The sequence below is a fragment of the Paenibacillus sp. J22R232 genome (genome assembly GCF_056269165.1).
Window position 1 is genome coordinate 1 of the sequence record NZ_JBWDNK010000027.1, and the last position, 12,684, is coordinate 12,684.

Sequence of the window (12,684 nt, forward strand, 5' to 3'; positions counted from 1 at the left end):
GTTTCCAATTTGACGGCTCTCGTCCCATTCAATCCGGGTTACAACTCATCCTCTGGTGAGATTCTGTGAATAAGCGAGCATTCGTGAGATAACTGCATCGTACCGAGGGAGTTTAGAGAGATGTTCACATTATCATTTAACTGATGGACTTTATCCGCTAGAATTCGTATACGAGGATGAAAATTCTTATCATGTCATATTGGAGAGCTTAATCAATATATTTTTTAATCGTGGTGGAATGGAATGGTTATCAATCATGAGCAGACCTGATATTAGGCCGAATGATGAAAATTATGAGAATTTTAAGAAGCAGCTTGAAGTTCAATTATCTTCATCTAACGATGTTAACAAAATGTTTTATCAAGACATAAAATTCATTGAAACACTTGAAGAAATATTGCAAACTAGTTCGGACAATGGCTTGAAAGAACCGGATTGGGAAGTTATAAATAATGCTGCAATTTCATTAGGTGAATATGCTAGGTTAAGGTTTGGTGGTGAATGGTCATTAAGTGCTAAACGTCCAAATCTTATTAATATAGGGGGATTAAATGGTCAAAACATGCATTGTTTATATCTCGTATCTAGATACTGGGCAAGGCCAGAGTACCCACCATACTCTATTTTGAAAATTATTAATAGATTTCAGAATAATAAAAATACATAAAAAGGCTGCATCCCTATAATGGGATACAGCTCACAATTAGTCTACTTACCTGTTAAACAGACGCCCTACCAGGCCTTTACCTTCTTTCTTAGATACAGCATCCTTATCAAGCGCTCTAACTTCATCATTTGTAAGCAGGTCACCAGTCTCAGCATAATGCTGCATCCATAATGGAACTCTTCCTAACGTATAAGCTTCTCTAAGCTCGTCCTCAACAGGCATAACGCACGTTTCATCGATGTACGGCGTTGGTGGGCCAAATCCTCCACCTGCTAACACAAACAATTTAGGCATTTTAGGAACTCCTATATCCGTAGTATAGTGCTCATATGACAGGCCGGCTAATCCTTCAGCCGCGTTCAGGTCCCACAACGTTCTCTGTGCTCTATCATAATGCTCATTTGCTTCCATAATCTTTAGGGTTAATTGGGCCCGAAGCTCGAGGGCTTCGTTTTGGATCTTAGCTATTTCCACATTCAGGACCTTTAGTTCTTTTCCCCGCGCCTCTTTAAGTTCTGGAATGAATTCGATGAGTGTTTCTTTTTCCCCAGCCTTCAGCATTTCTAGCCGTTCTGTTGCTACCTGAATTTCTGCCTCCAAGGTAACCACCTGCTGCTTTACCTGGTTCAAGTCAATTGTGGAGTAAGATGCAGCCCCGTTCGAGTCTTCTAGCATCATTTTGCGGTAACGAGCTTCTGCCCGTTCCTTTTCGGTAGTTTTTTGCTTAATCTCCTCATGTAGGGCATTAATGCGCCCATCGAGTTTTTCTTTCGCCTGGCTCATTGCTTCCAGTTGCTTTTTCATATTCGTTCACTCTCCATTTACATTTTCTGTTTTTCTATTTTCGTTTTGCAATAAGTTCGCGAGCATGTGCAATTATCATATCTGTCGTAGCGTCGCCCGTGCTTGCAAGCTGCGCTCCGCTAACTATTTGCCGCGGAAATGACGTGGTGATAGTATTCAATCCAACTACATTACCTGGAGCATTCTTCTCATGTGTCAATTGCATTCTAGCTGCGAAGTATGGATCTCTCTGAGCCATTATCTCCGTGGCATGCGCAACCATCACATTTACTGTTTCCTGATCCACCTCTTCAGCAGACAGGTGGAGTCCCGCCTTAACGATTTCAATTGCAGCTTCGCCAACCGTTTTTCCGTTTCGGATGGCGCTATCAATGACATGGCTGTTTTGTGGCGTTCTGATTGCTTCAAAATCAGACTGATTTTTGGAGTTTGTAGCTACCTGGTTATATTTCTTTGTCATGTGTATTACCTGCCTTTTCTTATTTTGTGGGTGGGTTAGATCTGTTTCACAGGCGGCTCTCTTATTGAAAAAACTTGCACTACTTCACCATCTTAATAGAAATTACCTATAACTAGCGGAAGTTTAATAGCTTGCCAAGCAGCAGGTTACGCCGCTCGCGCTTTAAGCAGTCTAGTTGGTCAATCAAATTGCTTAGGTGTTTGATACCCTTGGAGCCCGTACGCCGCTCATGCTCTATCCTCCGAAGCGTGGAGGCTTGCTGCTGGCTGTTACGCTCCAACTCCGCTGTGTCGCTGTGCGGGCGTTCTAGAGCGGCGGTGCTATTACTTGCCTGCATCGTTTGTCTCGCTCTCTGTAGCTTCGATATGGGCGCGGTAGTCGGTGTTGGCAAGCCCCAGCAGCTCCGCAAGTTCTCTGAGGTTTCCAGCACGTTCACGGAAACCATCTGCCTCTCTGCGATCCGTAGGCGTTTGTTTCTGGATAGCTTCCCGTTGAGCACGATCGGATTCGTCAAGAAGAGCCATGTTTGCATCCAGAAGGTCATCAAACGATAGTTCCCGCAAGTATGCAATTAGAGCCTGTTCGTGCTTGTCTAGCACAATAAGGGAATGAGCCGGATCAACATATGCTTTTGCTTCAGCAATCGCTTCCAGGGACATTGCTTCGCTACTGAACCATGCAGTATGACTCTCTGATGCAATAGCAATATCAATCTGGATATCGCTAATAAATTTCGAATAAGAATACTCACCTAGAGGGAATGCAAGGTTAACATCATTCAAGCTAACAACAACAGTATCGCTATCACTACCTTTGACATACTCGGTTTGTACAGCAGCAGAAGCAATTGAAACCATAGGATCGGCGCTCCCTTGTTTCATTTCCAAACTGCACTTAATTCCATGCTTCTGCATTACCTCGAACAGGTGCATTGCTTCCCCTGCATCGCTCTTAATCATGTTGATTACTGCCATATTTGATCATCCTTTTCTCTTTGGGTTATTGATTCATATTTTGCAAATCACAAAGTCGCCGCTATCTTCTCAAAAGCTTCGTTACGGTAATTCATATAGGCAGCCCGTGTTAAGCCCAGCGCTTCGAATACTTGATAATCCTTCAAGTAAGGACTTTCTGGCGTGAGATACCGTTGCTTAATGATTTCGGCCTCCACTTTAGGCATGTCTTTCACGGCTTTGTCTATCGCGTCTATCAAGGTTGCCCGCTGGTCAAAGTTCGTTTCGTCGCCGCCATCAATTAGGTGGTTGAACAACCTGTAGCGGTCAAACAGAATCGTCATAGCAACTTTTTGTGCCATTTACATGCACCTTCCTTACTACAAAGTTAAGGCTCTCGAATCCGCTGCATCATTGCTTCTAGGGCGTCGAAGTCAAGGATCTCCATTTCCAGTTCAAGCTCGCGAGGTTGCAGCTTCTCTTTGACTCGCTTGTGATGGTCGTTGATGCGTTCAATAAATGCATCCAATTTCGATGGGTTAGTCCTGTTCCAATCACGTATGATAAGCCTCAATAGAGCTTCAAGTGCCTGATTTTTCGTCCTATCTGTTTCAATCAGCAGTTCATCGCCTTTGAAGCTGACTAGAAAGGTTTTTCCTTCTGTCTTTGCCAAAAGTCTCACCTCCTTTTTGGTCTAATCATTTCAAGCGTAGAATCTCATTTAACTCAAAGCCATTAATGTCGCAATGAGCTCCTTCTTTCTTACCTGTCCTATTCAGACCATCTTTTATCTGACTCTATTAATCAATACACTTATCATTCCATCTGTGCAGAAATGATTAATATTAAAATCAGTTTGTTTAACTGTATTGAAGAACTCTTCGATCATATCCTCCATATCACCATAGGCGTATATGTTTTCCGAAAACCATTCGTATATCCTCATAAGCTGATCATGCTTTAACTTCGGATGGTTTTTCTCTAAACGATCCCTATACATTGCATAGTAGAATATAATAGTGTCTTCTATTTCTTCTTTGATATTTGAATCATAGCTTTTTAAAAAGTGTGACGTCGCATGTGAATGCGATGTATTATTTTCTTTATCAACTGGTTCTTTATAAGGTAGTTCTTTATACGGTAAACTCTCTTTACCACCCTGGTAAACGTCCTTTACCAGGGGTGGTAAACCTACTTTACCAGGGGAGGGGTACGATTGTGCCCCTCTATCCTCTGGTTCGACTATTGTATAGACGTTACTTTGGTTGCCCTTTTCGCCCCAGCGTTTTTGTTTAGCAATTAACCCCATGCTTTCTAACTCATCTATCGTCTTCGTTACCGTTGGCCTACTAATGCTGCATTTTTTCTGGATTGTCCTTAAGCTTGGAAAAGCTGAAATGGCATTATTACCACATCTGGTAAGGTAGAGATACACGCTAAGCTGCGGCGTTGTTAACCCAATATCAAAAATGCTATTTGGAGCTGTAAAGAAGTTTCTTTTCTTTTCAGTCAACTTGCCTCACCGCCGATTCTTTGTCCAACCTCCACTCATTTCTAAATCCTTGTTGCGTTCCAGTATCCGCAGAGCGTTATCGAACAATCGTCTGAATGCTCTTGGACTCTTAGCGCGACATTGCCCGAGCTGCATAACACCGGTAACTCTGTTTGTTAGGAGAATACCCATATAGCCCGGATGACGCGCATTCTTCTTACGCTGCCGTTTCTTCACAACCCCAATCCCTTTCCATAGAGCTATTTTTCCTAACAGTTCAGAAAAATGAAGCTCATTCACTAATAAAGAAATCTAATCTCAAAGCACTTTCAAATCTAAAATACAATTCAATCTTGTCATCCGGAGAATCTATAGGGAAAGAAGCAGAAATTCTAACTGATTCGCCTATTGAACAGAAATATTTGGTAATAGTTGAAGCGAATTTTTTAATAGCATTTCGAAATGCTTCTCTAATAATTCCAGTCTCATTCGAGTAATCCGCCTTTGCCTTCAAACTACAAAGCATCTGTTGGAAAAACCGATTCAATCGCCAAATCAACCTAGAATCATCTCGACAAGAATCTTCTTGCAATATTGCTGATAGTTCTTCGCAATTTTCCACTGATGCGCACAACCCTTCTAGGTTAGGATCCAGAAGGCCGTTGCATTTTTGAGGAGGATGAATTAAAATAAATGCCAACAGCCTTCTGGCTTACATCGAAACACTTTCACGATCCCCGCCAAGGAATCTAACGTGAAAGTGTTTTTTCGTTGTCATTGACTTCATTCACAAACTCATTAGCCATATTCACCCGATAATCCGCATTCGCTGCGCCGACCAACTCAGCGAGTCTTCGTACTTGCTGCGCCCGATCCTCAAATCCCTTTGAGCTTTCAAAATTACCGCGCTTGTACTCTCTAAATGCGATAACTTCACTATCCCTCGACTGATCCAACATACCGTCCGCCGAATCTAAAACGATCTCCCAGCTTAACGAGCGAAGATAAATAATAAGGGCTATTTCGTGCTCGTCCAATTGAATATTTTTAGGCAGCAGCGCTGGGATAATTACTTGTTTTGTCATGATAGTTGCTCCTCTTCGATATGATGTGAATGAGATAATGGTTTGCTGGCTATACTTCGACGGGCTGATTAGACTTACGCTGCTTTCCATCAAGCCACTTAAAAAATTCGTCTCTGTAAATGAGCTTGCGGCCGTTAATCTCAAGCATCGGAAAGTCAGGAGATTTAAAAAGCTCATATGTAGTCGATTTTGCCCAGCCCATCATTTGAGTGATATGCTTTGCTTGAAGGATAAGAGGCAATTCGGTACGTTCCATGATACGTTCACCTCCCGTTTAGAGTAATCTTTAAAATATGCCTTATTAAATACAATAAAATTAAATGAATGACGCTTAGGATATAATTGTCCCACCGAACTAGGATGTGTGTTTAAAGGCTTAATGCTGTCAGCAAAATTGAGGAATCATGATGAATTATGAATGAAGTCTTTGACGCGCTCGTTCAGCCATTTCCTCGCGTTGCTCATCCGTGTAGGTTCTTTCCATTGCGAAACGCATCTGTTTGTCGTTTAGCTTCCACTTGGCAGCGATAACGCGTCCTTCAGCTTTTCCCTCCCAATATGGAGTAGCAATCTTGTACAGCTTCGTCATGTGCTTCTGAACGCAGCTATACACGTCCCAGCGGTTATCAATTTTATCGAATACGCAGACTGTTTCTTGTTCCTCGCTTGAATATCCCATTCAATTGACCTCCCTTCTCAGAATCTCAAATAGTTGTTTGAATTTAATCACATTCCCTCAGAACGGAGAGGTAACATACCGCTTGGCGGATCCCTCTAAGGACTGGCTGTCAAATATACATTGAAGCGCGCCGATCATCCGGCCTGTATCATTTTCGCTCAAGCCGATCCGTTTAGTAGTTTCATAAATGCCATCCCCCTTTAAAACCCTAGTTTCGTAGAGTTTCTTGTGAGTGCCTCTCATTTTGAGGGTAACTGAAAATTCCTCACTCTTTAGCTGGGGATTACGTTCAACCAGGTTATCAATGACCTTTTGTGGGTCAGCATACCCAACTCCTTCACCCATTTGCTTAGCTGTCATGCAGATGTCGCCATCCTCGTTCTGCCATACATCAACGAACAATTCACCGAATGGCTTTTTTGCTACCATTTTCATATTCTCTTTTCTTGCTTCACGCTTCATCGTCTTGCTCCCTTCAATGTTATTGGCGGCTAGGGTAAGCCTGCGGCTTGTTCATTGCGCGTGGTGCGAGGAATGCTCGAAAGGTTGATTACTCGTTTAAAGCTACTGAATGGACGATTACAAAAATATCATCGAACGAACAATCAAGCGTTTCGCAGATTCGTTTAGCAGTACGTGGACTTGGGTTTCGATCACCACTACATATTTGTACAACTGTCGATTCACCTACATTCGATGCCTCAGCAAGTCCCCGTTTGGAGTAACCCTTATAAATTAGCATCTCGTTAAAAGATATTGCATTCACCAATTTGATTTTCAATTTTATACGACCTCCTTTGCTAACAAATGAGTTATCTCAGTTGCAACCAAAGAATATCACAACTTGTCCGCACTTGCAAACACTAAATTTTAAAAAGTGTATTTTTGTCCGCAGTTGTGTTAACTTTATATCTAAAGGAGTGGTTACAATTGAATACAAAAGAATTTGGAGAATATTTATGTGGTCTACGCGCAATGCGTGGTTTGACAATGAGAAGATTAGATTCATTATCCGGAGTTTCGCACTCCTATATTTCTCAAATCGAAAGAGGGGAACGCAGTGCTTCTCCTGCAATCCTCAAAAAGCTTGCTCCACACTTAGGAAAATCTCACGCAGAATTAATGGTGACGGCTGGCCATATGACATATCAAGAATGGCGTGATTATCTTCATGAAGATGATGAATTAGGGCCACAGTATAAAGAACTCTTTGAAAAACAATATCCTGTCGAAGAGGAAAAAAGGAAAAAGCATCTTCAGGGTCAAGTGTTAAGTAGTAATGAAAGCTTATTTAAAAAAACAAATCTTAATCACTGGCTTACAAAAACTAGAAATACTATAGATTACATTGAATCCATTTTAGAAATTTTACCCACTAATAATGAAATGACTATAGAAGGTCTTAATCTAATCAATTTTGACTATCTCGAGCTCGAATTCTCGTCATTGTTAGATTATAGAGTTGAACTACTTTCTAGGAATAACCCATCGATTTTGCAAAGTGAGCTTAAAGCAATTTCATTTAAACTTAAAGATACATGTTTCGAAATAAAAAGAGAGCTTGAACTTATGGGGTTACCCTCTAACTCGGTAAATGAGCTAACTTCGCATCTTAGTTCATTCGATTTGACGTATAGTGGTATACTTTTGGATAAAAATGACCGCCAACGCATCTTGGATATGCTTAAAGTGTTGTTTCCGGATCGCGCCAGTAACCAACGATAATCCAAACATTCCGTTCGAGAAGGTTAGATGGCTGCTGTAGAAGCCTCAGCGCCAATAGGTACAACTTAATGAACGGTGAATCTCCCCTTCCATCTCATCACATTGATGATTTGATATATACGCTCAAAGACTCAACAACAGCAACAGCTGAAGCGCGTTCGACGACTCGCTAGGGCAAATATCTAATCTGCTCCTGAAGCGTGTCTATTCACTGAAATGTGCCTTAAACCAGAGGAGGAAATAATTATGGCATACCCCCGAAAGCGTGGCTGCAAATGCGATAAAGAAAAGAAGTGTACCTGTAACGCCACTTGGTCGATCACCGTGGATATTGGCCGCGATCCTGTAACCAATAAGAGGAAGCAGAAAGAACTTAGTGGGTTCCGAACCAAGCGAGACGCAGAAAAAGCTGCTGCTGCACTAGTCACAGAAATAGAACTGGGGACGTTCGTCCAAGAAAAGGACATTCTATTCAAGGACTTCATTAAAACGTGGCTCGATACATACAGATCTACAGTTAAAATCAGCACCGTGCGCGTCCGGGAGCATGAGTCGGGCAGGCTGCAGGAGTATTTCGCTAATCGTAAGATGAAAGACATAACTAAGAAGATGTACCAGGATGCACTAAACGATCTCAAGAGCCAGGGGCTTGCCGATAATACACTATCCGGCATTCATACGTCGGGCCGGATGATATTCAGCAAAGCAATTGAGCTCGACGTCATCAAAAACAACCCCACTCAATACGCTAAGCTGCCGCGATCTCAGAAAACTGTCGAGGAGCTCGAGCATGAAGACGAGGTTGTAAAATATCTCGAAAAGGACGAGCTTGCACGCTTCTTGCTTGCTGCAAAGGAAAACGGATTGGAGCAGGATTACGTACTCTTCCTCATGCTGGCTTACTCCGGCATGCGGGCAGGCGAGCTATGCGCGCTTCGTTGGTCTGATCTTGATATGGACGAGTATACGGTTAGCATTACTAAAACGTATTACAATCCATCGAACAGGACAACCGAATACCAGCTGCTACCGCCGAAAACAAAAACATCAAAACGAAAGATTGATCTGGACCCTGTTGTAATCGAGGAATTAAAGAAGCATAAGGCGCGGCAGAACGCGGTTAAGATGGAGTTTCGCAGGACTTACCATGAAGGTGACTTTGTTATTGCCAAGACGGATATACTTGTTGCTGGCTATCCCGAATTTATAAAGACGATCGAGAACCGTATGCGCAGGCTGCTCAAGCTGGCTGAGCTGAATGAAAAACTCACTCCCCACTCATTACGTCATACGCATACTTCCCTCCTTGCAGAAGCTGGCGTGGGATTGCATGAGATCATGGAACGGCTCGGTCATAAAGACGACGACACCACACGGAACGTTTACATGCACGTAACCAAGACAATGAAAAAAGAAGCTTCCCACAAGTTCGGTGAACTCATGAGAAGCCTCTAGTCATCTTACCTTATGTGGGGAAAATGTGGGGAAATGAGCTTCTTGACTAACCAAAACCCTTATAGATCAAGGGATTTCAGTAAGTCTTACATCATGCCGCCCATTCCACCCATACCGCCCATATCAGGCATGCCGCCGCCAGCACCCTTAGGCTCTGGTTTGTCAGCAACAACGGCCTCAGTTGTCAGGAACATAGCTGCAACGGAAGCTGCGTTTTGTAGCGCGGAACGTGTTACTTTCGCAGGGTCAACGATACCGGCTTCGAACATGTTTACCCATGTGCCGGTAGCTGCGTTGTAGCCTACGCCGATTTTTTCGTTTTTCAAGCGCTCAACGATAACGGAGCCTTCTTGGCCTGCGTTAGCTGCGATTGTGCGAAGCGGCTCTTCCAGGGAACGAAGAACGATGTTTACGCCTGTTTGCTCGTCGCCTTCTGCTTTCACAGCAGCAACAGCGTTGTATACGTTAATGAGGGCAGTACCGCCGCCCGATACGATACCTTCTTCAACCGCTGCACGAGTGGAGTTGAGGGCATCTTCGATGCGGAGCTTGCGCTCTTTCAATTCTGTTTCAGTAGCTGCGCCGACTTTGATTACCGCAACGCCGCCTGACAATTTTGCAAGACGCTCTTGAAGCTTCTCACGGTCAAAGTCGGAAGTTGTTTCTTCCAGTTGAGCGCGGATTTGGTTCACGCGAGCAACGATGTCAGCGGAGTTGCCGCTGCCGTCAACGATGATTGTCGTTTCTTTTGTGATACGGATTTGACGAGCGGAACCTAGGGATTCCACGCCAGTTGATTTCAGCTCAAGGCCTAGCTCTTCCGTGATCACTTGGCCGCCTGTAAGAGCAGCGATATCTTGAAGCATTGCTTTCCGACGATCGCCGAAGCCTGGAGCTTTAACAGCTACGCAAGTGAATGTTCCGCGAAGTTTGTTCACGACTAGAGTCGCTTGCGCTTCGCCTTCTACGTCTTCAGCAATGATTAGCAATTGCTTGCCGGATTGAACGACTTTCTCAAGAACCGGAAGGATCTCTTGAATGCTCGTAATCTTTTTGTCAGTGATAAGGATGTATGGGTTGTCAAGGATGGCTTCCATTTTGTCCGTGTCAGTAATCATGTATGGCGATACATAACCACGGTCGAATTGCATACCTTCTACAACTTCAAGCTCTGTAACGAAGCCTTTCGACTCTTCTACAGTGATAACGCCGTCGTTGCCGACTTTTTCCATAGCTTCTGCAATCAGTTGGCCAACTTCGTCATCAGCAGATGAGATCGATGCCACTTGTGCGATCGATTGTTTGCCTTCGATTGGTTTGGAGATCGCTTTAAGCTCTTCAACAGCAGCTTTAACGGCTTTCTCGATACCTTTGCGGATAACCATTGGGTTAGCGCCTGCAGTAACGTTTTTCAAGCCTTCGCGAATCATCGCTTGTGCAAGAACAGTAGCGGTAGTTGTACCGTCACCAGCAACGTCGTTTGTTTTAGTTGCTACTTCTTTAACAAGCTGAGCGCCCATGTTTTCAAAAGCATCCTCAAGCTCGATTTCTTTCGCGATGGACACGCCATCGTTCGTGATAAGCGGGCTTCCGAATTTTTTTTCAAGTACTACGTTACGGCCTTTTGGACCTAGTGTAACTTTTACCGCATTTGCAAGAGCGTCAACTCCGCGCAGCATTGCGCGACGAGCGTCTTCGCTAAATTTAATTTCCTTAGCCATGAACAGAAACCTCCCAAAATAGTTTAAGTAAAGATGCTTTTACGTGTCTTGCCTTCTATGTGACCCTAGTCGGGCTGCTATTCAAAAATCGCGTGAATTTCGCTTTCTTTCATAATCAAATACTCTTTGCCCTCGTATTTGATTTCAGTGCCTGCATATTTGGAGAAAAGAACGCGGTCGCCTTCTTTCACTTCCAAAGCAATGCGAACGCCATCTTTCAGCGTACCGCTGCCTACTGCGATAACTTTGCCCTCTTGTGGCTTTTCTTTCGCCGAATCCGGCAATACGATACCGCTAGCGGTTGTTTCTTCCTTCGCGATTGCTTCGATCAATACGCGTTCACCCAAAGGTCTGATCATTGAAAATAGCCTCCTTCAAAATTTGTCGCTGCTTTTATTCTCGTTAGCACTCGAAACCTTCAAGTGCTAACAACTATTTTTATCATACTCATTTTCGTTCCCAATTTCAAGTGCTTGGTCTTAATTTTCCGTTTATTTACACTGGAGCGTCAGAAGTCTCTTCCCACCAAGCCCCCATAACCGTTTTCAGCATAAAGAGGATGCCGGCTAACAGCACCCTCTTCCTCCACCTAAACGTTTTATTTCTTCAATTTACGATTGCGAACGAGAATAAGCGCTACGCCTGCCAAAATAATCACGACGGAAATGACCGATGATGTGATCCAGCCTTTTGAGCTGGATTTGTCAGACTCGGTTTCTCCGGCAACTTCTGCACTCGCTAATTGCGTATCGCCGTCAACGGATGCCGTTTCTACTTCCGCGCTGTCCGCATCCTTAGAAGCAAGCTCGCCCTCCGCTACAGGTGCTTCAGATTCCTCTACAGCTTCCGCAGCAAGCTCCGTTGCTTCTGGCGAAGGCGCTGGAGACGCAGTCTCGGCTGCCGCTGTCGGCTCTTCAGATGCAATAGCAGCAACCGGCTCCTCTGTAGCTTTGCCCGCCACCGAAGTTGGCGATGCACTACCCTTTGCCGGTTGTTCCGTAGCCGCTGCAGTCGCTGCAGGCTCTGTTGACGCCGGCTTTGGCGTTGGCGTTGCCGTTGCTTTGGGCACCGTAGTCGCCTTTGGCGCATCGGTAGGCTTTTTAGTAGCTGCAGGCGTCTCTTCCTTAACGACCGCTGGCTTGCTGATGAGCTTCATGCTGCCCGCATCGAAATCGAACCGAATCGTGTAATCATGGTCATAATCGATATCCGGCACCGTTACGTGAATTTTTGACAGCATTGTCGAAGAGAGATCCGCTACGCTGAACTGTGTCAGACGTGTATCGTCTGCTTTGTTGCTGCTAATCACCTTAGCCTCGGAATAACCGCCGCTACTGTTAGGCGTTTTGAACTCCGTGACCCATTTGCTGTGGTTGAGTTGAATCTGAATCGTCAGCTTTCCATTATCGACAATCACCTTGGCAGGCTTCTCCCAATAGTCATTGGCCATCGAAGCCGATTCATCCTCCGCTTTCTTAATCACATAATCGATGCTGTACGTACCGTCTGCATATTCCGCTGCACTAACGGCAGGTATCGCGAACAATACGGCAAAACAAACACAAAAACTTATTAATAATGACAATTTACGCATATTTTTTCCGCCTTTCTTCTATAATAAGCATCAAAAGTTGCTCATTTTG

Annotated in this window: 19 protein-coding genes; 3 read left to right on the forward strand and 16 right to left on the reverse strand. The window is 44.0% G+C overall.

The genetic code is table 11. The features are described from left to right. Positions 1-256 precede the first annotated feature (256 nt). Positions 257-667: a hypothetical protein gene (locus AC0YN3_RS32130; RefSeq protein WP_475778900.1), complete on the forward strand. Its 411-nt coding sequence runs from the start codon at positions 257-259 to the stop codon at positions 665-667. Positions 668-712: 45 nt separating this feature from the next. Here the strand turns inward: AC0YN3_RS32130 and AC0YN3_RS32135 are convergent, their stop codons facing one another. From AC0YN3_RS32135 to AC0YN3_RS32195, 13 genes are all read right to left on the reverse strand, one after another. Then, entirely contained in the window at positions 713-1,471 is a 759-nt protein-coding gene (locus AC0YN3_RS32135; RefSeq protein WP_475778901.1) for a hypothetical protein, read from the reverse strand. Between the two features lie 34 nt (positions 1,472-1,505). Then, entirely contained in the window at positions 1,506-1,931 is a 426-nt protein-coding gene (locus AC0YN3_RS32140; RefSeq protein WP_475778902.1) for a hypothetical protein, read from the reverse strand. A 112-nt stretch (positions 1,932-2,043) separates the two neighbouring features. Further along, positions 2,044-2,268 carry a hypothetical protein gene (locus AC0YN3_RS32145; RefSeq protein ID WP_475778903.1) on the reverse strand — a complete coding sequence of 75 codons (225 nt, stop codon included), beginning with the start codon at positions 2,266-2,268 and terminating at the stop codon, positions 2,044-2,046. Then, on the reverse strand, positions 2,255-2,905 hold the full coding sequence (locus AC0YN3_RS32150; RefSeq protein WP_475778904.1) for a hypothetical protein: 651 nt from the start codon (positions 2,903-2,905) through the stop codon (positions 2,255-2,257). Before AC0YN3_RS32150 ends, AC0YN3_RS32145 begins: the two co-directional genes overlap by 14 nt. 47 nt (positions 2,906-2,952) lie before the next feature. Next, a complete protein-coding gene (locus AC0YN3_RS32155) occupies positions 2,953-3,246 on the reverse strand; it encodes an ArpU family phage packaging/lysis transcriptional regulator (protein ID WP_475778905.1) in 294 nt (97 codons plus the stop codon). A 26-nt stretch (positions 3,247-3,272) separates the two neighbouring features. After that, the gene (locus AC0YN3_RS32160) at positions 3,273-3,557 is read right to left on the reverse strand and encodes a hypothetical protein (RefSeq protein ID WP_475778906.1); all 285 of its coding nucleotides are present in this window, start codon (positions 3,555-3,557) and stop codon (positions 3,273-3,275) included. 114 nt (positions 3,558-3,671) lie between these two features. After that, positions 3,672-4,397: a helix-turn-helix domain-containing protein gene (locus AC0YN3_RS32165; RefSeq protein WP_475778907.1), complete on the reverse strand. Its 726-nt coding sequence runs from the start codon at positions 4,395-4,397 to the stop codon at positions 3,672-3,674. A gap of 271 nt (positions 4,398-4,668) precedes the next feature. Next, complete coding sequence (locus AC0YN3_RS32170) at positions 4,669-5,076, reverse strand: hypothetical protein (protein WP_475778908.1); 408 nt, start codon at positions 5,074-5,076, stop codon at positions 4,669-4,671. A 49-nt stretch (positions 5,077-5,125) separates the two neighbouring features. Then, positions 5,126-5,461 carry a hypothetical protein gene (locus AC0YN3_RS32175; RefSeq protein WP_475778909.1) on the reverse strand — a complete coding sequence of 112 codons (336 nt, stop codon included), beginning with the start codon at positions 5,459-5,461 and terminating at the stop codon, positions 5,126-5,128. A gap of 49 nt (positions 5,462-5,510) precedes the next feature. Next, entirely contained in the window at positions 5,511-5,717 is a 207-nt protein-coding gene (locus AC0YN3_RS32180) for a DNA-binding protein (RefSeq protein WP_475778910.1), read from the reverse strand. A 156-nt stretch (positions 5,718-5,873) separates the two neighbouring features. Then, positions 5,874-6,140, reverse strand: a complete 267-nt coding sequence (locus AC0YN3_RS32185) for a hypothetical protein (protein ID WP_475778911.1) — start codon at positions 6,138-6,140, stop codon at positions 5,874-5,876. A 57-nt stretch (positions 6,141-6,197) separates the two neighbouring features. Then, on the reverse strand, positions 6,198-6,602 hold the full coding sequence (locus AC0YN3_RS32190) for a hypothetical protein (protein ID WP_475778912.1): 405 nt from the start codon (positions 6,600-6,602) through the stop codon (positions 6,198-6,200). Positions 6,603-6,690: 88 nt separating this feature from the next. Further along, complete coding sequence (locus AC0YN3_RS32195) at positions 6,691-6,882, reverse strand: helix-turn-helix transcriptional regulator (RefSeq protein ID WP_475778932.1); 192 nt, start codon at positions 6,880-6,882, stop codon at positions 6,691-6,693. Between the two features lie 188 nt (positions 6,883-7,070). Here AC0YN3_RS32195 and AC0YN3_RS32200 point away from each other — a divergent pair, with 188 nt between their 5' ends. Both AC0YN3_RS32200 and AC0YN3_RS32205 read left to right on the forward strand, forming a co-directional pair. Beyond that, positions 7,071-7,865 (forward strand): helix-turn-helix domain-containing protein, encoded by a 795-nt coding sequence (locus AC0YN3_RS32200; protein ID WP_475778913.1) that lies wholly within the window; start codon positions 7,071-7,073, stop codon positions 7,863-7,865. A 246-nt stretch (positions 7,866-8,111) separates the two neighbouring features. Beyond that, positions 8,112-9,320, forward strand: coding sequence for a site-specific integrase (locus AC0YN3_RS32205; protein ID WP_475778914.1), 1,209 nt, complete (start codon positions 8,112-8,114; stop codon positions 9,318-9,320). Positions 9,321-9,406: 86 nt separating this feature from the next. Here AC0YN3_RS32205 and groL read toward each other — a convergent pair whose 3' ends face one another. From groL to isdC, 3 genes are all read right to left on the reverse strand, one after another. Beyond that, positions 9,407-11,041, reverse strand: coding sequence for a chaperonin GroEL (groL, locus tag AC0YN3_RS32210; protein ID WP_139992719.1), 1,635 nt, complete (start codon positions 11,039-11,041; stop codon positions 9,407-9,409). Between the two features lie 77 nt (positions 11,042-11,118). Continuing rightward, positions 11,119-11,400, reverse strand: a complete 282-nt coding sequence (gene groES, locus AC0YN3_RS32215; RefSeq protein ID WP_054026679.1) for a co-chaperone GroES — start codon at positions 11,398-11,400, stop codon at positions 11,119-11,121. A 239-nt stretch (positions 11,401-11,639) separates the two neighbouring features. Continuing rightward, the gene (isdC, locus tag AC0YN3_RS32220) at positions 11,640-12,635 is read right to left on the reverse strand and encodes a heme uptake protein IsdC (protein ID WP_475778915.1); all 996 of its coding nucleotides are present in this window, start codon (positions 12,633-12,635) and stop codon (positions 11,640-11,642) included. Between the last annotated feature and the right edge of the window lie 49 nt (positions 12,636-12,684).